Annotated in this window: 19 protein-coding genes and 1 pseudogene; 12 read left to right on the top strand and 8 right to left on the bottom strand. The window is 47.1% G+C overall.

Annotated features, from left to right (window positions below):
- Both NDA06_RS21575 and NDA06_RS21580 read right to left on the bottom strand, forming a co-directional pair.
- The coding region (locus NDA06_RS21575) for a biotin/lipoyl-binding protein (RefSeq protein WP_348251848.1) at positions 1-1,103 on the bottom strand (1,103 nt) is incomplete at its 3' end.
- A gap of 77 nt (positions 1,104-1,180) precedes the next feature.
- Complete coding sequence (locus NDA06_RS21580; protein WP_190987079.1) at positions 1,181-1,921, bottom strand: phycocyanobilin:ferredoxin oxidoreductase; 741 nt, start codon at positions 1,919-1,921, stop codon at positions 1,181-1,183.
- Positions 1,922-2,052: 131 nt separating this feature from the next.
- Between NDA06_RS21580 and NDA06_RS21585 the strand changes: the two genes are divergently transcribed.
- Both NDA06_RS21585 and tatA read left to right on the top strand, forming a co-directional pair.
- Positions 2,053-3,471: a serine/threonine-protein kinase gene (locus tag NDA06_RS21585; protein WP_190987080.1), complete on the top strand. Its 1,419-nt coding sequence runs from the start codon at positions 2,053-2,055 to the stop codon at positions 3,469-3,471.
- 40 nt (positions 3,472-3,511) lie between these two features.
- The gene (gene tatA, locus NDA06_RS21590; protein WP_190412322.1) at positions 3,512-3,688 is read left to right on the top strand and encodes a twin-arginine translocase TatA/TatE family subunit; all 177 of its coding nucleotides are present in this window, start codon (positions 3,512-3,514) and stop codon (positions 3,686-3,688) included.
- Between the two features lie 53 nt (positions 3,689-3,741).
- Here the strand turns inward: tatA and cphA are convergent, their stop codons facing one another.
- The 3 genes from cphA to NDA06_RS21605 form a co-directional block, all read right to left on the bottom strand.
- On the bottom strand, positions 3,742-6,438 hold the full coding sequence (cphA, locus tag NDA06_RS21595; RefSeq protein WP_190987081.1) for a cyanophycin synthetase: 2,697 nt from the start codon (positions 6,436-6,438) through the stop codon (positions 3,742-3,744).
- A 268-nt stretch (positions 6,439-6,706) separates the two neighbouring features.
- Positions 6,707-7,558 carry a cyanophycinase gene (locus NDA06_RS21600; protein WP_190412853.1) on the bottom strand — a complete coding sequence of 284 codons (852 nt, stop codon included), beginning with the start codon at positions 7,556-7,558 and terminating at the stop codon, positions 6,707-6,709.
- A gap of 99 nt (positions 7,559-7,657) precedes the next feature.
- Complete coding sequence (locus NDA06_RS21605; RefSeq protein ID WP_190434362.1) at positions 7,658-7,846, bottom strand: hypothetical protein; 189 nt, start codon at positions 7,844-7,846, stop codon at positions 7,658-7,660.
- A 140-nt stretch (positions 7,847-7,986) separates the two neighbouring features.
- Between NDA06_RS21605 and trmD the strand changes: the two are divergent.
- From trmD to NDA06_RS21620, 3 genes and pseudogenes are all read left to right on the top strand, one after another.
- Positions 7,987-8,670, top strand: a pseudogene (trmD, locus tag NDA06_RS21610) (tRNA (guanosine(37)-N1)-methyltransferase TrmD); the annotation flags it as partial.
- Between the two features lie 27 nt (positions 8,671-8,697).
- Positions 8,698-9,285: a DUF1517 domain-containing protein gene (locus NDA06_RS21615; RefSeq protein ID WP_242031435.1), complete on the top strand. Its 588-nt coding sequence runs from the start codon at positions 8,698-8,700 to the stop codon at positions 9,283-9,285.
- Between the two features lie 115 nt (positions 9,286-9,400).
- The gene (locus tag NDA06_RS21620; protein WP_190987006.1) at positions 9,401-10,651 is read left to right on the top strand and encodes a PQQ-binding-like beta-propeller repeat protein; all 1,251 of its coding nucleotides are present in this window, start codon (positions 9,401-9,403) and stop codon (positions 10,649-10,651) included.
- Here the strand turns inward: NDA06_RS21620 and NDA06_RS21625 are convergent.
- From NDA06_RS21625 to NDA06_RS21635, 3 genes are read right to left on the bottom strand one after another with little or no spacing between them, the layout of a single operon-like run.
- A complete protein-coding gene (locus NDA06_RS21625) occupies positions 10,648-11,316 on the bottom strand; it encodes a hypothetical protein (protein WP_190987007.1) in 669 nt (222 codons plus the stop codon). The two genes, NDA06_RS21620 and NDA06_RS21625, sit on opposite strands and share 4 nt — an antisense overlap.
- A 41-nt stretch (positions 11,317-11,357) precedes the next feature.
- A complete protein-coding gene (locus NDA06_RS21630; RefSeq protein WP_190987008.1) occupies positions 11,358-12,491 on the bottom strand; it encodes a WG repeat-containing protein in 1,134 nt (377 codons plus the stop codon).
- Between the two features lie 40 nt (positions 12,492-12,531).
- Positions 12,532-13,698, bottom strand: a complete 1,167-nt coding sequence (locus NDA06_RS21635; protein WP_190987009.1) for a tetratricopeptide repeat protein — start codon at positions 13,696-13,698, stop codon at positions 12,532-12,534.
- Positions 13,699-14,118: 420 nt separating this feature from the next.
- Here NDA06_RS21635 and NDA06_RS21640 point away from each other — a divergent pair, with 420 nt between their 5' ends.
- From NDA06_RS21640 to larB, 7 genes are all read left to right on the top strand, one after another.
- Positions 14,119-15,387: a DUF1517 domain-containing protein gene (locus NDA06_RS21640; RefSeq protein ID WP_190987010.1), complete on the top strand. Its 1,269-nt coding sequence runs from the start codon at positions 14,119-14,121 to the stop codon at positions 15,385-15,387.
- 204 nt (positions 15,388-15,591) lie between these two features.
- Entirely contained in the window at positions 15,592-16,077 is a 486-nt protein-coding gene (ispF, locus tag NDA06_RS21645; RefSeq protein WP_190412330.1) for a 2-C-methyl-D-erythritol 2,4-cyclodiphosphate synthase, read from the top strand.
- A gap of 104 nt (positions 16,078-16,181) precedes the next feature.
- Positions 16,182-16,664 (top strand): type I restriction enzyme HsdR N-terminal domain-containing protein, encoded by a 483-nt coding sequence (locus tag NDA06_RS21650; RefSeq protein WP_190536337.1) that lies wholly within the window; start codon positions 16,182-16,184, stop codon positions 16,662-16,664.
- Complete coding sequence (locus NDA06_RS21655) at positions 16,658-17,260, top strand: PIN domain-containing protein (protein ID WP_190536336.1); 603 nt, start codon at positions 16,658-16,660, stop codon at positions 17,258-17,260. The genes NDA06_RS21650 and NDA06_RS21655 overlap by 7 nt, the downstream gene beginning before the upstream one ends.
- A gap of 31 nt (positions 17,261-17,291) precedes the next feature.
- Positions 17,292-19,091, top strand: coding sequence for an ABC transporter substrate-binding protein (locus NDA06_RS21660; RefSeq protein WP_190987011.1), 1,800 nt, complete (start codon positions 17,292-17,294; stop codon positions 19,089-19,091).
- Positions 19,054-20,922: an ABC transporter substrate-binding protein gene (locus NDA06_RS21665; RefSeq protein WP_190987012.1), complete on the top strand. Its 1,869-nt coding sequence runs from the start codon at positions 19,054-19,056 to the stop codon at positions 20,920-20,922. The genes NDA06_RS21660 and NDA06_RS21665 overlap by 38 nt, the downstream gene beginning before the upstream one ends.
- Positions 20,923-20,980: 58 nt before the next feature.
- Entirely contained in the window at positions 20,981-21,763 is a 783-nt protein-coding gene (larB, locus tag NDA06_RS21670; RefSeq protein WP_190528712.1) for a nickel pincer cofactor biosynthesis protein LarB, read from the top strand.
- The last annotated feature ends 103 nt before the right edge of the window (positions 21,764-21,866 follow it).

Here is a 21,866-nt window from a genome sequence, read left to right on the forward strand (position 1 = left end):
GTCGCTTGCTGCCCTAGCCGCACTTTTCCGATATCACTTTCATAGATTTCTGCGACAGCAACCATTAAATCGGTTTGACCAATTTCGACGATTCCATTATTACCAATGGTTTCTCCAGGACGGGTATGAACTTTCAAAACTTGACCAGCAACGGGTACGCGGACATAGGCTGATTCCAAGTCGGCTTGCGCTTGTTTGACGGATGCGATCGCGTTCTCAATTTCGGCTTGCGCTGCTTGGACATCGACGGGACGAATTTCCGCAATTTTTTCTAACGTTGCTTTCGCTTCGTTGATTTGCTGTTCTAGAGTGGCGATTGTCTCTTTAGCAGTGGCTTTGGCTTCGTTAATTTGCTGTTCCAGGGTGGCTACTTTCTGGTTAGCAGTGGCTTGAGTTTCGTTGAGTTGCCGAAGTGCCGTTTCTACTTCTAAGCGCTTGGTGTCAAAGAGAGAAGCTCCAACTGCACCTTGTTGATATAGCTGCTCATAGCGCTCAAACTCCTTTTTCGCATTATCCATCTGGGCAGTCAGGCGGGCAATCTTGGCAACAGACGCATTTTTTTCCCCTTGCAGTTCGGCTTCTAAGCGAGCTACCGTCGCCTGTTGAGTGGCAATTCTCCCGCGTAACTCCTCTTGAGTACGAGCGATCGCTGCCTTCTGAGCGGTAATTTCCCCGGTTTGCGCTCCAGCCTTAACTTTATTGAGATCGGCTTGGGCGACTTTGACTTGTTGTTTTGCCTTGTCCAAAGCTGCTTGTAAGCGATCGCGATTGTCGAGAATTGCCACCACTTGACCTTTTGTGACCTTATCTCCCTCACCGACCAAAAGTTGCTCCACGCGAGCAGCGCCCTGAATTGACATGGGAGCAGAGAGTTTGATCACTTCCCCTTGTGGTTCCAGACGCCCTAAGGCAGTCACAGCAAGCTTAGGAGGCGTACTCGGCTCTACTGCTGGCACCGGCTGCTGAGCAGCCTCTCGCAAGGCATAGAGGTTGTAAACGGTAACGCCGCTGGTTGCTAAAGCACCAGCCACGACAACCGCGATCGCCCACCGCCCTACAGGTTTTACGAATGGTTGATTCTTGGAGCCAGATTCCTGTGCCATAGCCTTTAAGGAAATTATTTTTATTAATTAATCTTAAGAGGTAGGCATCAATCTGGCGAGGGAATCTTACTAGCAGATTAAGCACTCGGTAAGTCAAACAGAACTGTCGTCATGTAATGTTCTGCCCACTCCTCGCCAAAAGCTTTTTCTAGCACTCGACGGGTTTTGTCGTTTTGCTGCTGTTGGGTGCAGTAGTTGCGTTGACCCTGCAAAATTTCAGCTTGTTGTTCGGCAGAAACGGGTTTGGCGGCTTTGGCATTAACACAATGAATTTCTAAAAACGCCTCGACGCGAGAGAGAAACTGGGTTTCTTCCTCTGGATTACTGGGTCGAATAAAGATGCAGAATTCTGAAAAGATTGCGCCCCAAGCGGGTAGTTCGCGCGGTTGGGAAAATTGAAGGGCAGGTAGCGCCTGAAGTTCAGCGGTATAGTTTGCCGGTAAGGTGCGGTCGCTGCTTGTAGCAGAAAGATCTGCGATCGCGGCACTAATCTGTCCCCGTCCCCCGACTAAATCGCAGCCAAACATTGGCAGCGCGTATTCTGGACGCGGAAACATCACGCAATGCAAAATATCCAGCATTGTGCCGACTTTTGCCAATTCCAGGTGCATTTTGCGGAACTGCGGCGACTGGTAGCAGCGATTTTCAATCGTTAGCTTTTCACCTTCTAATCGCCCTTCCACATACCCCAACTCTTCTGGCAGGTGGTAGGGAGAAAGGTCGAGATGGCGGTGCCAAACTGCCTCGATAGTGTCCGCTAAATTGCGAATCAGAGGGTGTTGTTGTTCGCGTAGGGAAGGCTTAGAAGTTTCGAGCATTTTTTTAAAATTTGTTTTCTTTAGCGTACAAGAATCCAGTAATAAAGGCAGGTAGGTTAAGGATATCAGCTTGCCACCCGCGATAACCCAGAGTTATAACAACAGCTAATAGCTAGGGGCAGGCGATAAGTATGAAGGGTGAAGTCTTTGGCGATCGCTACCAAATCGAACAACAGCTTGGAAAACGCGCTGGAAGACGCACACTCCTAGCGCGTGACCAAAAAACGCAACAATTAGTAATCATCAAACTATTGACTTTTGGCAGTGATTTTGAGTGGGAGGAGCTTAAGTTATTTGAACGGGAAGCGGAAACTTTAAAATCTTTGACACATCCGGCGATTCCGCGCTACCTGGATTATTTTGAGCTAAATTCACCGAACTACAAAGGATTTGCCCTCGTCCAAACCTACGTGGAAGGGAAATCCCTAGAGGAACATCTCAAAGGAGGACGAACTTTCAGCGAAGCAGATATCAAGCAAATTAGCACTGCAATTCTCGAAATTCTCAACTATTTGCATAGTCGTCAACCTCCAGTTATCCACCGAGATATTAAACCCAGCAATATTTTATTAACCAGCCGTTCTGGTAATAATGTTGGCGGAGTTTATTTAGTTGATTTTGGGGCGGTGCAGACTCTCGCCGCCAGGGAATGCGGGACAATTACAGTTGTGGGAACTTATGGTTATATGCCGCCAGAACAATTTGGCGGACGTGCAGTTCCCGCATCCGATATTTACAGTCTAGGCGCAACTTTAATTTATCTGGCAACAGGTCAACATCCTGCTGATTTACCTCAAACAGATAACCTGCAAATTAAATTTGAAAAAACTGTCAATCTCAGTCCTGTTTTAATCAATTGGTTAAAGCGGATGACACATCCCAGCTTAAATCGACGCTTGGCTTCTGCTAGTGAAGCACTACAAGCATTAAAACAAGAACATCCAACAGCAGATAGCTTTCCTCTAGTTGTCAAGAAACCAACTGGTAGCAAAATTTCACTGACTAAAAATGCAGATTTTATTAAAATTAGTATCCCTCCGAAGGGACTTACTGCTTCTACGATAGGGTTGTGCTTTTTTGCGATCGCTTGGAATTCATTCATCTTCGTGTGGACAAGCTCTGTCCTATTTGCACCACTAGGCTTCAACTTGTTTATGGTGTTGTTTTCACTACCCTTTTGGTTTGCTGGCGTGAGTATGAGCTGGCAGATTCTCTTTGCGTTATTTGGACGATCGCAGCTTTATAGCAATCAAAAGCAAATTTCACTGACATGGGAAATATTTGGATTTAAATTCCATCGTCCTCGTCCAGCATTGAGACAGGATATTAACAGGTTGGTATACATCCCGAAACACCATAAAAAAGACTCAGAAGGAAACCGGGTTGATGTTCCAGGCAAAATCATTATTGAGGCAGGATTAAGGCAGTATGAACTTAACGCTGAGAGTGGCGGCATCCATGAAGCGGAACTCGAATGGTTAACCCAAGAACTTAGCGAATGGTTAGAAATACCCATTACAAGAGATTATCTTCCTCCAGCCGCTCGATAGTCTCCTATAGTTGATTGTGGATAGTTCGCAGGAAACGGGTATGTTTGGTTTAGGATGGCCTGAAGTGGGAGTAATCGCGATCGCAGCGATTTTAATTTTCGGTCCCAAGAAGATTCCCGAACTGGGAAGTTCGCTGGGTAAGACTTTACGCGGCTTCAAGGACGGAGTAAGGGGCGTGGACGAGGAACCATCAGATGAAAATCAAGACCTCAAATAACGGGTAGGGACACGGCATTGCCGTGTCCCTACAAATACATAACTGATGAGCGTTTAAAGGGTCTGTGCTACAGACGCCTTCAAGCTATTTTGATTTTCTATCGACGGTGCAACCGGCTGATGTCCGTTTTCCCCTTGAGGACGACGCGCCTCAATTAAGCTAATCGCACGGGTGACGCTTTCTGGCAAAATGACCACCAAACTGCCTTCTGGTGCTTGATCCAGCGCCGTATTTATGGCGGTTGTCTCATCCAGAATGGTTTCATACCGGCAATCTGGCTTTTCTTGCTGAATTCCCTGAGAGATTAAGGCAGCTGCCTCACCGCGAGGACGCCCCCGCGTATCATCATCTTCCTTGATGATGATGCGGTCAAACATATTAGCCGAGAGTATGCCCAGAGTAACGAAATCTTCGTCGCGGCGATCGCCAGGGCCACCTACCACACCAATTCTCTCACCAGGCCAGTTGCGGACAAAACCACCTAACGCCTCATAGCTGGCTGCATTGTGAGCATAATCGATCAGAGCCTTATATTTGCCCATCTCGAACATATTCATCCGTCCTGGTGTCTGAGCGGTTGAAGCGCGGAACGTATTTAAGCCCTGACGAATTTCCTCAATCTTCACCCCTTCCGCAAAAGCCGCCAAACTCGCCGCTAGCGCGTTGGCAATCTGAAAAGGTGCCCGAGCCTCCATCGTCAGCGGCACATTCACCGCTTGTTCAATCCGTAGTACCCAATCTCCCTTCAAAATCGACAAATAGCCATTTTCATAAGCCGCTGCCAAACCGCCCCGACGGGTATGTTCTCGCACCAGCTCATTTTCTGGATTCATGGTGAAATAAGCTACTTGTCCTTGCACCCGCCGCGCCATCGCTGCTACCAAGGGATCGTCAGCGTTCAGGACGGCATAGCCTTCTGGCATCACCGATTCCACCACGACGCTCTTGAGATGAGCCATATCTTCGATCGTTTCAATATCGCCAATTCCCAGGTGGTCGGCAGCCACGTTTAAGACGACACCCACATCAGAGGCACTGAAAGCTAAACCAGAGCGGAGAATCCCTCCCCGCGCCGTTTCTAGCACCGCCACTTCTACTGTGGGATCTGAAAGAATCAGCTGGGCACTTTGAGGGCCGGTGTTATCCCCCGGTTCCACCATATAATCCCCAATGTAAGTGCCATCGGTGGTAGTGTAGCCAATCGTTTTCCCCGTCTGCTTGAAGATATGGGCAATTAGACGAGTCGTTGTTGTTTTACCGTTGGTGCCAGTAATGGAAATGATGGGAACGCGAGTGGGCGCTCCAGGCGGGAAGAGCATATCTAGCACTGGGGCAGCCACATTTCGCGGCAAACCTTGGCTGGGACAAACGTGCATCCGGAATCCGGGGGCGGCATTCACCTCAACAATCACCCCATCCATTTCTCGCAAGGGTTTGCTGATATCGGATGTCACCACATCAATTCCAGCAATATCCAACCCGATAATCTTGGCGACTCGTTCGCAAAGCCAGATATTTTCGGGATGAATTTCGTCAGTCCGGTCAACTGCAATCCCGCCAGTGCTGAGGTTGGCGGTTGCCCGCAGATAACAAATCTCTCCGGCGGGTAGCACGGTCTCCAAGGTATACCCCTGCCGTTGCAATAGCGTGAAGGTGGTGCGATCTACTTCAATTTTGGTGAGGATGTTATCGTGCCCTTCACCCCGATGGGGATCGCTATTGGTTAGCTCAATCAATTGCTCGATGCTGGATGTGCCATCTCCTACCACATGGGCGGGGACTCGTTCCGCAACTGCCACCAATTTGCCGTTGACCACCAATACTCGGTGGTCGCTTCCAGTATAGTAGCGTTCAACAATCACCGAGCGAGTTTTAGAAGCACTCTTGGCAGCATCATAGGCTTCTTCTGCTTGTTGGAAGTCGGTGATATTGATAGTAATGCCCCGTCCGTGGTTGCCGTCGAGGGGCTTGAGGACGATTGGGTATCCCCCCACCTCTTGAATGGCGTCTTCAAGTTCGTCCAGGTAGTGAATTACCGTGCCGCGCGGAACCGGCACCCCGGCTTGGCGCAACATTTTTTTGGTGCCTTCTTTGTCGGAGGCAAGTTCGACACCCAAAATGCTAGAGTGGTTGCTCAAAGTCGCCTGCATCCGCTTCTGGTAGACGCCATACCCTATCTGAATCATGGCGCGAACGCTTAAAGGCATCCAGGGAATTCCCCGCGCTTCGGCTTCTTTGACAATGGTTTCGGTGCTGGGACCGAGGGCAGCAGCCCGTGCGAAATCCCTCAGGTCTTTGAGATCCTGTGCTAACTCCTGAGCGGAGTAGGTGCCGGTGTCTACAATACTCTGACAAAGGCGCACGGCGGCTCTGGCGGCATAGCGACCGGCTTGTTCATCGTGGTACTCAATGACCACCTGGTAAATGCCTGGGGTGGCTGTTTCGCGGGTACGACCAAAGCCAGATGGCATCCCAGCGAGTTCCTGAAGTTCTAGGGCAACGTGTTCGATGATGTGTCCCATCATCGTGCCTTCTTTGACTCGGCTCAAGAAACCACCTCGACAGCCAGGGGAACAGAAGTGTTCTTCCAGACTTGGTAGCACCTGAATTAATCCCTCGTAGAAGCCAGGAATCTGATTGGATGGCTTTTCTGCAAGTTCTTCTAAATCTAGGCGCATGACGACCAATTTTTGCCGTCGAATACTCCAGTAGTTGGGACCCCGTAATGTCTGGATTTTTAAAATTCTCATGGCTACTTTTGCGGGTGATTCAGAGGATGTGGGCTGTCGAATCGCGGGTAGGGACGAAGATGCAAGCGATTTCACATCTGCTGCTTTTAAGAGAAAACTTTGCCAGAAAGGCTTCGCCCTTACTGAATCCGCTGCTACTTTAAGCAATTCCCTAGTTTCCAGCTTTAAAAAGTCACTAGACTGTTCTCCACGAACAGTTTTTTGCCAAAAAGGCAATCATGACAAGTTTTAAATTTGGAATTGAAGTACCGCTAGTAATATTCACTCATCAGCCATCGGGTAGCAGGATGACTCGCTGGTGTAAATGGTAGCGATCGCCATAACTAAGAATATGCAACCGTAGATTGAAAATACTAATCGGATCGGTTGCTCCCACTAAAGATTGATTGGTGTGAGATATCTCCCCAGGATCGACGATAGACACGGTGCCTTTACCGACTACCTGTAAAAGACCATCCGCTTCCACTAAGGCGCAAGTATCTTCGTCAATCCCAATCCCTAATTTGTCTGGATGAGCCGAAATCGCACTAATCAGACGCGCCATGCGATTGCGATTGTGAAAGTGTTGATCTACGATCACATCCGGTAAAATCCCTAACCCTAGCGTCATATCGACTAGGGAACGATTGGGAGACTCGCCGCTACCGCCTCCCGCAATCATATGATGTCCCATCACCGCCGCTCCTGCACTGGTTCCTGCCAGCGTAATCTCTCCCAGTTGCGCGCGGTATCGGACTCTTTCCATAAATGGCGTCTCGCCAAGCAGTCCACAGAGTCGCAGTTGATCGCCTCCAGTCATGAAAACCCCTGTACACTCTTCAATGTACTCCTGCATCAAGGGATCGTAACTCTGCTCCCGTTCGCGGATATCTAACACTTTCACGACTTTCGCACCCATTTCTTGAAAGATGGTGAGGTAGCGATCGCCAATCACCGCAGGTTCTCTGGATGCTGACGGAATAATCGCAATACAGGCATCTGTCGAGCCAGCACGATTAAAAAAGGTTTGTAATATCTCTCGTCCGTGAACTTTGTCTTCCGCACCGCCGATCACCATGATGGCGGTTTTCGTTGATTGGGGCATCCTCTGTACTAAGGATTGAGGTTCTAACTGCAGCATCATGTTGCTCTTGAGCATAGGGTGATATCGAATACTATCGTTCTGCCAGTTGATAGGAATGCCAATTTATCCTGATGCATGGTTCTTGCTCAACTCCCTCTAACCCCCTTGCTCACCAGGACAATCTCTATTTTCACGCTTGTCAATCGTCTCAATTTCCTTATCAATCTTTCTGGCAGGCGTTCCATCAACATCACCAAACAATTTAATTGTTTTTCTAGGTTGTTGAGTAACAAACGTTACAGATCGCCCATAGCTTGTCGCTTTTGGGCTTAATCCTATATGCATAATGCCAGATCGAGTCAACTTTTTTTATAAAATATTTAACATTATCTTGCGATTAGGGATACCGGGTAGTGGGTAATCGGTAGGAATTCGTAGGGAATGGGTAAAATCAACCTACTACTTAACTATCACCGACTTCTGCTGTGCGATTTGATATTGTTACTCTTTTTCCAGATTTTTTCTCCTCTCCTCTGAGTTCGGGACTGTTAGGGAAAGCTTTAGCCAAACAGATTGCTTCTGTGCATCTGATCGATCCCCGTAACTTTGCCACCGATAAACACCGCCGCGTGGATGATGAGCCTTACGGCGGCGGAGTAGGGATGTTGATGAAGCCAGAGCCGATATTTGGTGCTGTGGAGTCACTGCCAGTTCTAGCCAGACGCGAGACGATCCTGATGACGCCGCAGGGAGAACCGATGAAGCAACCGCTGTTTCGAGAATTGGCAGCCAATTATGACCAATTGGTAATTATTTGCGGTCATTATGAAGGTGTCGATGAGCGGGTGCTGAATTTGGTGACACGGGAGGTATCTTTAGGGGATTTTGTCTTGACTTGTGGAGAAATCCCGGCGCTGGCACTACTCAACGGCACCATTCGCCTACTACCGGGAACGGTGGGGAAGGAAGAGTCTTTAAAAGCAGAAAGTTTCGAGGCGGGGTTGTTAGATTATCCTCAATACACCCGTCCTGCTGACTTTCGCGGGTGGAAGGTGCCGGATGTTTTACTATCGGGGAATCATGCGGAGATTGAACGCTGGCGGCGAGACAGACAAATCGAGAGAACGCGCGATCGCCGTCCCGATTTATTTGCTGCTTGGTTGCAAGATTCCAGTTCCAACCAAAAACCAAAAACCATGAATCAGAATGAGCTTGAAAATGATATCGTCACCATTAGCCAACTACAAATCGCGCTAACAGCCCAAGCGGGTACGATTCAATCAAAATTGTCTGAATTAAGTCTTACGGCTAATACTCAAACCCAGGAAGGGTTGATGCAGCTACTACAAGCATCTGTGCAAGCACTGCTAGAAAATTCCGAATGCTGGACTCATGTGTTGGGGAGTTCACAGACAGTTTCTAGTCGGGAGGAAGCTGAAACAGTCTTCAACAAACTTTCGTTACAAGAACGTAGCAAATTTACGGCTGAAACCCTCTCTAACGTAGATGGCAAAGTTACCCAGCAACAAGTTGAACTCGATCCAGATGAAGAACAACCTGCATACATCGTCGTAACATTGCTAATCGGCACGGCTGACGATCAGCCATTATTTGAAAACCTCAATTCTGCACATACTGTAAAGCTTGCTTTAGAGAAAGTTACAGCCATCAGCCTCGACTATCTAATGGTGTTTGAACTACTCTGGAGTCCTCAGGTAGAAACTGATGCACTTACTCAAGAGGAGCTTTTGAGCGAGTACCGTGACCTGATAGCGATCGCTTAATATCAAGTTTTGCTCGTAGGCTGAGCGATTAATCCAAAAAGCGTAAATGTTTGAGAAACTCAGCGGTCTTTTCTTCCAAGTTATGATTTTGGGAGGTTGACGTGGAGTTATTTTCATGGTTAAAAAACTTTTCAAATATATATTGCTGGGTGTGGTGCTTGTGCTGGGATACCACGCGATTACTCATGCCATTAGTGCTGCCTCGACTCGTCAGCCTGTATGGTCAGTAAATCTTCATGCCAGTACACAACCACTCGCCACAGAGAACCGATTGCTGGTGCCAACGGGGAATACAAAGCCCTCAGCACTTCAATCACTCGATCCGGCAACCGGGAAGGTGCAATGGCTCAGTCAGCAGCCGATTGGCAGGGTGTTTGCTATAGAGGCTAATACTATCTATGCCAGCGATTTCGGGCTACTACCACTAGTTGACGATCCCAAAAACCTGGTGACGCTTGATGCCAACACAGGCAAGACAAAAGCAGTATTGCCACTTGACAATTCAGACTTTGCGGGAATGATTGGAGTATCTCAGGGAGCCTTCATTCTCAACAGCTATGTCAGACAGGGAGTAGAGAGCGATCGCAACGAAATTTCTGCCCGTACTCCAGATAAACTGCTCTGGAAGTTTGTCACCTCCAAAGACAGTATGGTTTCTACCTTTGAGAGTGTGGACTCCAAATCGCCTGTGGTTCAAAATGGGGTAGTGTTTTTGCCCATCTTAGTTAATCCCAGTACACCGCAAAGAGGATACCAACTCACCGGGTTGGATGCCGCTACCGGAAAAGTCCTCTGGACTTGGAACACCTCAGCCGAGCTAACGGATGTCACAGTTTTAGGAGACACTGTATATCCGGCAGTGTATAGCAAAGACCGTGCAGGAAAGGAACCCGGTTGGGTCAAGGCACTCGATTTAAAAACGGGCAAGGAACGCTGGACTCATACGATGCGGGGCGGTGAAGCCAAGCTAGCGAGCGATCGCGAAGTCTTCATCTGGGATGGTGATGCCAAGACGAGTACGCGATTTGTCGTTTTGGATCGGCAGACTGGGGCTATGCTTCGGCAGTTTACCTTATCTCGCCAGGATCGGCAAGAACCCAGACCCATCGCTCTGGCAGACAATATTATTTACACGGCTGATATGGAAATCGAAGGTGTCAGCGCTCTTGGTTTCTATGGTTCAGCTAAGAACCATAGTCGGGTGAATGCCTTCGATGCCACAAGCGGACAGATGCTTTGGCACACTCCAACCCTCCGTGAAAGCCATATCTATCGATTTGTTCTGAATGACGATCGCTTGTTCTTAAGCAGTAACGGGTTAGAAAACAATGTCCAGAGTGTTGTGCAGTCCTTTTCTACTCGCTAGAACCGCTGACGCAAACTCCAGACCAGAAACCCGCCTGAGATCGCAGCGTAAAGCACAACGCTGACAGATGCGATCGCCCAAAAGAATGGATTCCAAGCACTCTGGCTGACATCAATCCCCATCGGGCCGACAAACCTTTGCAGCACATCGATACCGATACTACTTGCGATCGCGCCAACACCACTGACCAGTACCCACCAACCTGCTTGCGGCACTTTTGTTCTCAGCACTAGCCACTGAGCTACCCCCAGCAAGATGCCGTAGGTACCATCAAACAAAAACTGAGGCAGCACGGACATCGTGGGCATCATGCCACCTATCAAGCCGGAAGCTGGGGGCATAAGAGTCACTGCCCATAGCCCGTTAATTACCGCCAAGGCGATCGCACTTCCCAAACTGGTTGCCAGAACCCAAGAGCGAATAGATGGGAGCCACTGCCTTAAAACCAGCCATTGAGCAGTTCCGCCTAAAGCACCGCCGGTCAGTCTAAACACGATGAGGATCAACAAAAGGCTAGTGCTACCCCCAGTGAATCCTCCCCCTGTCGCTGATGCAACCGCTCCGGCAACTCCGTCCACAATGATTTGCAGCAGTTTAGCCACGACGCAGGCAACTAACCATTGCCACAAAAGTTTCTTCCATGCCAAAGATTTGTCGATCGTCACGCTCAATCACTCTTTAAGTCATTTATTCTGTCAAATGTGGCTTATTTTAAGGGCAGATTATTGGCGACAAACCCCCATTTGCCGTCCTGATAAACAGCTGCCAGACCTTCAGAAAACTTCGTCGCTACATCAAATTGAGGGGTAATCATAAACTTGCCAGTTTTATCAATAAAACCCCATTTACCATCCTGAGCAGCGGGTGCCAGCCCCTGAACAAATTGGTCTGTCTCTTCAAACTGCGGTGAAATAAGGATTTTCCCTGTTTTATCGATGTAACCCCATTTACCCGCCTGATTGATGGCTGCCAGTCCTTCAGAGAAATTTATCGCTTGATCAAACTGAGGAGAGATAATCATCTTTCCTGCTTTATCGATATAGCCCCATTTTCCCTGTTTTTGGACAGCAGCTAATCCTTCAGAAAAAGGAGTACAGTCATTAAACTGGAGTGGGATAGCAACCTTACCGTTACTGTCAATGTAGCCACATTTATTGACTTGCCGAACAGCTGCTAAACCCTGCGAATATGCGACTGTCGCCTCAAATTTTGGCGGAACAATAAACTTGCCAGTTTTATCAATAAAGCCCCATTTCTTGCCCTGCTGAACCTCTGCCAATCCCTCAGAAAAAGGCATAGCGGGTAAAATCTGGGCATCAAACTGGGGAGGAATAATAAACTTGCCAGTTTTGTCAATGTAGCCAGTTTTGCCACCCTGCCGGACGGCTGCCAGCCCTTCGGAAAATACGCTACAACGCTCAAACTGTAACGGGATGACAACTTTACCTGTTTTACTGAAATAGCCACATTTGCCAGTAAAACCGCCCAGTTGCACATCTACCAGTCCCTCAGAAAACGAGCCAACAATATCAGGTGCTTCCTCTCCTTCGCCATTGTCAGGTCCAACCCTAAATTTGGGAGGAATGATGAACTTACCAGTTTTGTCGATAAAGCCTTTTTTGCCCTCTTTTTCAACCTTAGCCAGCCCATCAGAAAATGGGTAGACATCATCAAACTGAGGAGCGATCGCCAGATTCAGAGTTGCTTTGGTTGCAAACATCTGCTCATCTGTTACATCGGCGGAAGCTTTTTGAGTTTGAGGACACAGACTTATAGCCAGTAGCAAGAATCCACCAGATAGGACAGATGCACTTAAGGAATGTATGGATTTTTTGTTCACGAGCAAAATCTCTCAACGTTGCAGATGATGCATTGAAGAATTATCGCTGTTTTTTCCCTTGAGTAGATGCTAATTGTTTCTCTGCCTGTTGCAGACTCTGACGCGCATCTGCATCATTTGGATTGAGTTTTAGGGCTTGCTTAAAAGCTGCGATCGCTTCTGGTAACTTTTTCTGTTTCATCAAAGCTATTCCCAAAAGGTAATAGATGTCACCATTTTTATCTTTCTTTTTAGATTTCCATTCAATCCCTTTCCGGTAAGTAGCAACTGCCTCATCTAATTTGTTTTGTTTAACTAGAACCTGTCCCAACCCTTGATAAGCATCTGTATAGGAAGGATAGAGTTCAATCGCTTTGCGGTAAGCCGCGCTCGCCTCATCTAATCGGTTTTGCTCAGCCAGTATCCACCCCAGCCCTTCGTAAGGCAGATGATAATTAGGTACAACCTGAATTGATTTTTTGTAGGCAGCAATGGCTTCTTCTGGTTTTTTCTGTACAGTAAAAGCGTCACCTAAACGCAGGTACGTCAGGTTGGCATTGGGGTCTAATTCAATCGATTGACGATATGCTGCGACTGCCTCATTTGTTTTTCCGCTTGCCAGCAGGACATTACCTAGTAGGTAGTATGCATCGTCATTCTTCGGTTCTAGCTCAAGAGTTTTGCGAAAACTTGCCTCTGCTTCGTTCCATTGACGTTCGTAAGTGAGAGCAAGCCCCAACCATAGATGACTCTTAGCTTTTGTGGGTTGCTGTTCAGCGGCTTTGCGACAAGGCGCGATCGCTTTTGCACTTTCTCCTTGTTCCACTAACGCGAAACACAGACCATAATGGGCATCAACCAAAGTTGGGTCAAGTTGCAGAGCTTTGTTATAAGCTAATACAGCTTCGCTGAGCATCTCCGGTTTAGAGAATAGCCACCCCCATGCCAAAGATTGTTGTTGTAACTGGCTAGCGATCCGAATGCCTTTACCTGAACTTTCCCAGAATGTCATGTAGGCATTGCCAAGGTTAAGAAAGGCTTGAGGATCTGTAGGCATCGCTTGAGTCTTTTGGCGATAGGCAGCAATCTTTTTTTGATCTGCTTGCACCTGCCTCAAGGTCTGGTAGTCTCTGAGAAAAAACCAGCCGTAGTAAGCTCCTACCGCTAGACCCAAACCAAGAATAGAGAAAATAAAAATTTTCCGAGGTTGCTTGATTTTAAAAATCATAATTATTTTTTAATATTTACTGACTCTAATCCGATTATCAGGAAAAGTTCAGGAATTGGTAAGATAATAGGTGAAAATTGTTTTTGATGTATGGATTTAATAAATTATTAAGTATTCTTTGATTTCAATGAACTAAACTAAAAAATAATTTATTTTTCCTAAGCGTGAGCTTTTTCTCGACTCAGTAAAAATTTTGCCGCCGGGTTTTATTCACATAATAATCTCCGCTTTATTGTAAGTGTCCACTCACCCAGAATTCTGATATCTAGCCATTAATCTAGCACTCCAAACCTAAATTAATTCTAAAATCTTCTTTTAATGAATTAATGTAAAGATATCCGCAGATTGACTGCAACCTTATCACCTCGACAATAGCGGCAAGGAAAAGCTAGCGTGGAGGAGAAGAATGGAACTGCGAAAATGCTACGAAACGTAAAACTTCAGTTGCTTTGGGCTACAGTCCTGAGTTTCACGGTAGTCAACAGTGTGAATATTCATCTGCCCATTGGCAATCAAGAAACCGGGCTGAAGATTGGCAATGAAGCCGAGGCTAGAAGTAGTGGTGGACGAAGCGGTGGCGGCTCTTTTCGCTCTTCACCGTCGCGTTCTAGTTCCAGTCCCAGTCGCTCCAGTAGCGGTAGTAGCTCCTCTCCCAGATACTCTACACCGTCGCAGTCGAGCGGGGGCAATACAGGTGGACGAGCAGGCGGCGGCTCTTTTCAAAGAACCACTCCCCTACCGTCCTCAGTGAGAACTCAACCGACGCGCCCGAACTCGTCTTGGAATGAACCTTACTATAGACAACCGGGAAGCACTGTCATCGTGCCGGTTCCCGTTGCACCGCCGCCCGTCTATACCTATCCCAACACCGTTCCGCCGAATTATTATCCCAATAACGTTCCTGCGAATCAATCAACTTACCCTCAAACTGCGCCGGGAACGGCAAATTCTGTTCCTGCTCAAGTACCAACCAATTCTGGCTATTCTTCCACCGCTAGTAACTCATCGAGTGACTTTCCTTGGCTTTTCTTATTGATGTTGTTGGCAGTTGGGAGTATTGGGCTTTGGGCTTATTTTATCTTTTTGAAGAAGAAGGGTGGGAGTGCGGCTCAAGAACTAGAGAATAATACGGTTACGGTCAGCAAGATACAGGTGGCGTTGCTGGCTCAAGCTCGAAGCATACAATCTCAGCTGACGGAACTGAGCCTGAATGTAGATACAGATACTTCTGAAGGGTTGATGCAGCTACTACAAGAATCAGCTTTAGCGTTATTGCGATCGCCCGAAAATTGGACTCATGTTTTAGCGAGTTCGCAGACGGTGAAAAGTCGAGAGGACGCCGAGGCAATTTTCAACCAAGTTTCTATACAAGAACGCAGCAAATTTAGTGCGGAAACGCTTACAAATGTGGGTGGTAGAGTCAGACAACAAAAACCCGCGATGCCTGACTTGGATGATGGGCCAGCAGCTTATATTGTGGTCACGTTGCTCGTCGGAACAGCGGATGACAAGCCGTTATTTGAAGAAATTCGCACCGCTGAAGCTTTGAAGTCAGCTTTAGAGAAAGTAGCGTCCATCTCCCCTGACTACCTGATGGTGTTTGAACTGCTATGGAGTCCCCAAGCGGAAACCGATAGCCTTACCTACGATGAGCTATTAACTGAATACACGGATATGGCGCAGATATAGCCGCAGCGTTTAGTCCTACCGCTTGCAAAAGTCCTTCGATGCCCTCAGACTGTAAGTTTGGGGCTATACAAACAAAGCCTGCCGACCCAGGCTTCAAGCCGAAATAATTTTATAGTCTCGCGTTGCGCGGACTTCGTTTGTGTAGCTGCGGCTTCGAGTCGCCAAGCCAAGTATTGTTGCTGAAATTTTGCTGAAAACGGATAAATGGCTAAGATTCGCATCGGAAACGGTTACGATATTCACCGCTTAGTTACTGGGCGTCCTTTAATTCTGGGAGGAGTGAAGATTGAGCATGAATTAGGATTGCTGGGGCACAGCGATGCCGATGTGCTGACTCATGCGATTATGGATGCGATGCTCGGTGCCCTGAGTTTAGGCGATATTGGTCATTATTTTCCCCCGACAGATCCCCAGTGGGCAGGGGCTGATAGTCTGGAACTGCTCAAGCAGGTGCATCAGCTAATTCGGGAACGAGGTTGGCAAATTGAGAATATTGACTCAGTAGTAGTGGCAGAACGTCCGAAACTGAAGCCGCATATTGAGAAGATGCGCGATCGCTTATCCGATGTCCTAGAATTAAAACCCGACCAAGTAGGCATCAAAGCCACTACAAATGAAAAATTAGACTCAGTTGGGCGCGAAGAGGGTATCGCAGCTTATGCTGTAGCCTTACTGGTAGCTTCCGATTAACTTGGCTCAAACCTATCGAGTCAAAAGGTTGAAAATGTCTAGGATAGGAATGAACGAGAGGCGGATAAGACAGAGACTCTCAACGCGCTGGGAGCATTAAGGCAATGGAAGCTGGAAGATTTGAACTTACTCAGGGCGATTCTCTTGTTGATATTATTGCCTGCAACCCTGAAGGGCAAACGGTTCTAGTAGTTGAAGTCAAAGCTACTAAACTCAAAGATAGTAAAGCCAAACAATGGGCGATCGAGAAACTAAAATCCTACCTGCAAGCGGCGAACACGAAAATTCCCTTTGCCATGCTGGCTGACCTTGAAAACATTGAGATTTTTCAAGGGGACGGGGCTAATTTATCGGAACCCGTTAGCGTACTTAAGACTGCTACAGTGCTTAATCATTACGACCCCGAATTTAGCAGCAAACGGATATTTGGGCCATACCATCAGACACTCGTTGAAGCTTGGCTGCGAGACTTAGCCTATCACTGGAAGTCGGAAACCCCGCCAGGATCGGAAGAATTGGCAACCATCGGTTTGTTGCAGGTGCTGGAAGATGGAGATACTTACTCTGAAGGTGGCGCTTCTTGGTAATACTTTACGTTGAGACAAATTTCTTGATGAGCATTGCCACAGGACGCGACTCCCAAGCGAATACTTTGCTAGAGAATCCGACCACATCAGTCCAGATAGCGATACCAAGCATTTGCTGCATGGAAGCTCTCTCTGCATTAGAGGATGAACTGAAGCGCCGCAATCGTTTTATGGATGAACTAAAAAAACAAATCAGCCAGTTACGTCGAGATATCACCTCATCCCACGCCCAGTCTCTCCTTTCTCATTTACAACAGGCCTTAATTGAGAATCAGGCGCTATTCAACGATGTCGAAACCCGTCTCTTTCAAGCCCTCGATCATCTCAACACCAAGGTAGAGATAATTCCCTTAACGGGCGATATGCTTCAGGCAAGCTTAGATACACGTTTTATCAACAAAGACCCTACGGATAACTTGATTTTGCACTGCATTCTTAATCATGCACGGCTGCATACCACAGATAGAAAAGTGTTCCTCAGCGCCAATGTTAAAGAATTTAATCCGCCGGAAGTTCAAGCCGCTTTGCGTGATGCTGGCGCGGATAAATATTTTAGCCGCACACAGGATTTCCTCGGTTGGTTAGAGTCTCAGTAAGTTTTAATTAATACTTGTACAGACAATCATTATGAAATTATCTGCTACTATTCCCCTAATCTGGCGTCGTTTGTTAGCTCTCATGCTGGCGATGATAAGCGCGATCGCGCTCCATAGCTGTAGCCTGAATCAGTTCAATACGAAAGCCGCCCAGGTGCCACAGTTGGTGGACAGTATTCTGCAAGATCCCAAAACTTTTAACTATGTTCTAAGTCAAGAATCACCCAACGTTTTTAGCTTAATTTATGAGGGATTAATTAGTGAAAATGGCAATGGTGAACTTGAAGGCGCTTTAGCCGAATCTTGGGAAGTCGCCCCAGACAAAAAGCGAATTGTTTTTACCATGCGGGAGGGCTTGAAATGGTCTGATGGTCAACCACTGACCGTTGATGATGTCATCTTTACTTACAATGAACTCTATTTCAACGAAAAGATTCCCACTGATATTAGAGACATTCTAAAGATTGGCAAAGATCGCCTGCTGCCCACTGTCCGTAAACTTGATGAACGACGGGTTGAATTTACAGTTCCAGAACCTTTCGCCCCGTTTTTGCGCTACACCGGACTTGCAATTTTACCCGCTCATGCGCTGCGAGAATCCATTGTCACTACAGATTCAGATGGAAAACCCAAGTTTCTCTCTAGCTGGGGAATCGACACCGATCCCAAAAAAATTATTGTCAATGGGATGTATCAGCTAGAAAACTATCAAACTAGCGAGCGGGTGACATTTCGACGAAATCCCTATTACTGGCGCAAGGATACTCAGGGTAATCAACAGCCATACATCGATCGCATTGTCTGGCAAATTGTCGAAAATACCGACACATCTTTTATCCAATATCGTTCTGGCGGTTTAGATACTCTGGGGATCGCGCCGGAATATTATTCTCTCCTTAAGCAAGAAGAAAATCGGGGAAAATTTAAAATTTACACGGGTGGCCCAGAACTCAGCACGACTTTTTTGGTTTTCAATTTAAATAAAGCCAAAAATTCTCAAAATCAGCCCCTCGTAGACCCAATTAAGTCTCGCTGGTTCAATAAGCTTGAGTTTCGCCAAGCGGTTGCTCACGCCATCGACCGTCAGAAAATGCTGAACAATCTCTATCGAGGGCTGGGAGAACCGCAAAACTCACCGATTTATAAGCAAAGTCCTTACTATTTATCCCCAGAGCAAGGTCTCAAAGTCTACGACTATAATCCAGAAAAGGCGAAAGAATTGCTGCGAAAAGCTGGATTTAAATATAACCCACAGGGTCAACTTTTCGATGCAGATGGCAATCGAGTTCGTTTTAGTATGCTGACCAATTCAGGGAATAAGCTGCGGGAGGCTATCGGTGCTCAGATTAAAGAAGACCTTGGCGCAGTTGGGATTCAGGTAGACTTTAATGCGATTAACTTCAATACGTTGATTGAAAAAGTTTATACCCAACGGAAATGGGATAGCTATATTGGCAAAATTGGCGGTGGCGGCATTGAGCCAAATGGTGGGGCAAACACTTGGACAACTAAAGGGGGTTTACACACTTTTAACCTAGGACCGCAAGCTGGAGAACCTCCGCTGAAGGGTTGGGAGGTTGATGACTGGGAATTGGCAATCGAAAACCTTTACATTAAAGGTGCCAGCGAACTTGATGAAAGTAAGCGGCGAGAAATATATGTCGAAAGCCAACGCATTACCCAGGAAAATTTACCCTTTATTTATCTGGTAAATCCGCTTTCAATGGAGGCAGTGCGCGATCGCGTTCAGGGCGTTAAATTCTCTGCCCTTGGTGGAGCCTTCTGGAATCTTTATGAACTCAAAGTCGCAGAAAACAAAAACATTCCGTAAACAAGGCAAAAAACAATTGGGCGCAGGGAAAAGAAAGATTAATTTCCTGCTTCCTCTTTTTCTATCTTTTTGCTTTTTGCTTTTCCCTTTTGCTTTATTCGGCTGTCACCCAACTTTACTCAAAACTCAGGCAACTGAGAAAGTATCCCAGTTGGTGACAGCCACATTAAGCGATCCCAAAACTTTTAATTGGGTACTTAATCAAGAATTTCCCCATGTTTTTCTATTCACTTACGAAGGATTAACGTCTGACAATAGCGTTACGGGTGAAATTGAGCCTGCATTAGCTGAATCTTGGGAAATATCAGAGGATAAACGGCGAATCGTTTTTACCCTCCGAGAAGGATTGAAATGGTCGGATGGTCAGCCACTGACAGCGGATGATGTTGTCTTCACGTATGAAGATGTGGTTCTTAATAAAGAGATTCTTACCGATGCCAGAGATAGCCTAAAAATTGGCACATCTGGTGCTTTTCCGCAAGTCAGAAAGCTAGATGCACGGCGGGTTGAATTTATTCTGCCAGAACCGTTTGCTCCTTTTTTGCGAACTACAACTGGCTCAAAAAACGATGCGATCGTGATTTTGCCAAAACACGCCCTTGAGGACGCGGTAAAGTCGAAAAACTCAGAGGGAAAACCCAGGTTGATGTCTATCTGGGGAGTGGATACCAATCCAGCGGAAATAATTGTTAATGGCCCTTATAAAATAGAAAGTTACACCACTAGCGAACGGGTCGTATTTCGGCGTAACCCGTATTACTGGCGACGAGATGTACAAGGCAATCAGTTGCCTTACATCGATCGGATCGTGTGGCAAATTACGGAAAATATGGATACTCAGCTGCTTCAGTTCCGCTCTAATGGTTTAGATACGACTGACGGGTGGGGGCGATTGCGTCCAGAAGATTTTCCACTTTTAAAGCAAGAAGAAAAGCGCGGAAAATTTACAGTTTATACAGGTGGACCGCGATCGGGCACGACTTTTATTTCTTTTAATCTAAATAAAGGACGCCGGAACGGACGCCCTTTGATCGATCCCGTTAAATCTCGCTGGTTCAATAATCTATCATTCAGACAAGCGGTTGCTTATGCCATCGATCGGCAAGCGATGATTAACAACACTTTGCGCGGTCTGGGTGAAATGCAAAATTCACCAATTTCTGTACAAAGCTCTTACTATATAACTTCGGCAGAAGGTCTGAAAGTATACGAATATAATCCCGAAAAATCTAAGAAATTACTATTAAGCGCAGGGTTTAAATATAATAATCAAGGTCAGTTGTTAGACGCTGATGGAAATCGGGTGCAGTTTACATTAATAACGAATGCTGAAAATCAAACCCGCGTGTCACTGGGAGCGCAAATTAAGCAAAGTTTGAGCCAAATTGGCATTCAAGTAGATTTTACCCCAATTGCCTTCAACACGCTTGTAGATAAACTCGCAAACACTTTAGATTGGGAATGTTATTTGCTCGGCTTTACCGGGGGCATTGAACCCCATAATGGTGCGAATGTCTGGTTGCCAGATGGCGGATTACACAGCTTCAATCAGGATGCCGTATCGGGGTCAAAGCCGATTCAGGGTCGAGAGGTGGCTGCTTGGGAGGCGGAAATTGGGCGTCTGTACATTAAAGCTGCCCAAGAATTAGATGAGGTCAAGCGCAAAGAAATCTATGCCCAAACTCAACGGATTACGCAGGAATATTTGCCGATGATTTATCTAGTCAACCCGCTGTCAATGTCAGCCGTGCGCGATCGCGTTACCGGCATCAAATACTCTTCTCTTGGCGGTGCCCTCTGGAATGTTTATGAGCTGAAAGTGACCGATTAACGGCAAAATTTACATCGCCAATTCTTGTTTTTGCATTTTCTATCCTTAATTTGAAGTCGTGACTCAACCTGAAGCTTTGCAATCCTTATTAGCAGCGGTTGCCGCTGGTGACGTTAGCCCAGAAGCGGCGTTAGAAAAACTCAAGCATTTTGCCTTTGAACCCGTGGGCGATTTTGCCAAAATTGACCATCACCGCACCTTGCGAACGGGTTTTCCAGAGGTAATTTGGGGACCCGGAAAGACACCGGAACAGATTGCGGGGATTATGGAGGCAATGCGATCGCGCAACCCTGTCGTCATGGCAACGCGGATTGAACCGGCAGTCTATGCCCAGTTGCAGGAAAAAGTAGCAGGTCTCCAATATTACGCTTCGGCGCGAATCTGTGCCATTTCTCCTGCCACTCTAGAACCCCAGTATTCGGGCACAATTGCCATCCTCTGTGCCGGTACTGCCGATTTATCCGTCGCTGAGGAAGCAGCGGTTACAGCAGAACTTTGTGGCTTCCAGGTGCAGCGCCTCTGGGATGTCGGCGTCGCGGGTATCCACCGCCTGTTAAGTAACCGTCACGTCATTGAATCGGCGAATGTGCTAATCGTCGTTGCCGGGATGGAAGGTGCTTTACCCAGCGTCGTCGCTGGTTTGGCTGATTGTCCCGTGATTGCAGTTCCCACCAGTGTCGGCTATGGTGCGAGTTTCGGCGGACTTGCGCCACTCCTGACAATGCTAAACTCTTGTGCAGCAGGGGTGGGCGTAGTGAATATTGATAATGGCTTCGGTGCGGCTATCTTAGCTGGACAAATTTTGAGAACGGCGCACAAACTGAAATCATCTGAGCAGTAGAGTGGTACTGCCCGCTCATGCTACAGCAGATTGCAGGTATATAGAGTACATTAAGGTCAGTGCATGAACAGGTAGAATGAAACCTTACTCCATCGACTTTCGA

The sequence above is a fragment of the Trichocoleus sp. ST-U1 genome, assembly GCF_039961835.1.
Taxonomy (GTDB): domain Bacteria; phylum Cyanobacteriota; class Cyanobacteriia; order Cyanobacteriales; family FACHB-T130; genus FACHB-T130.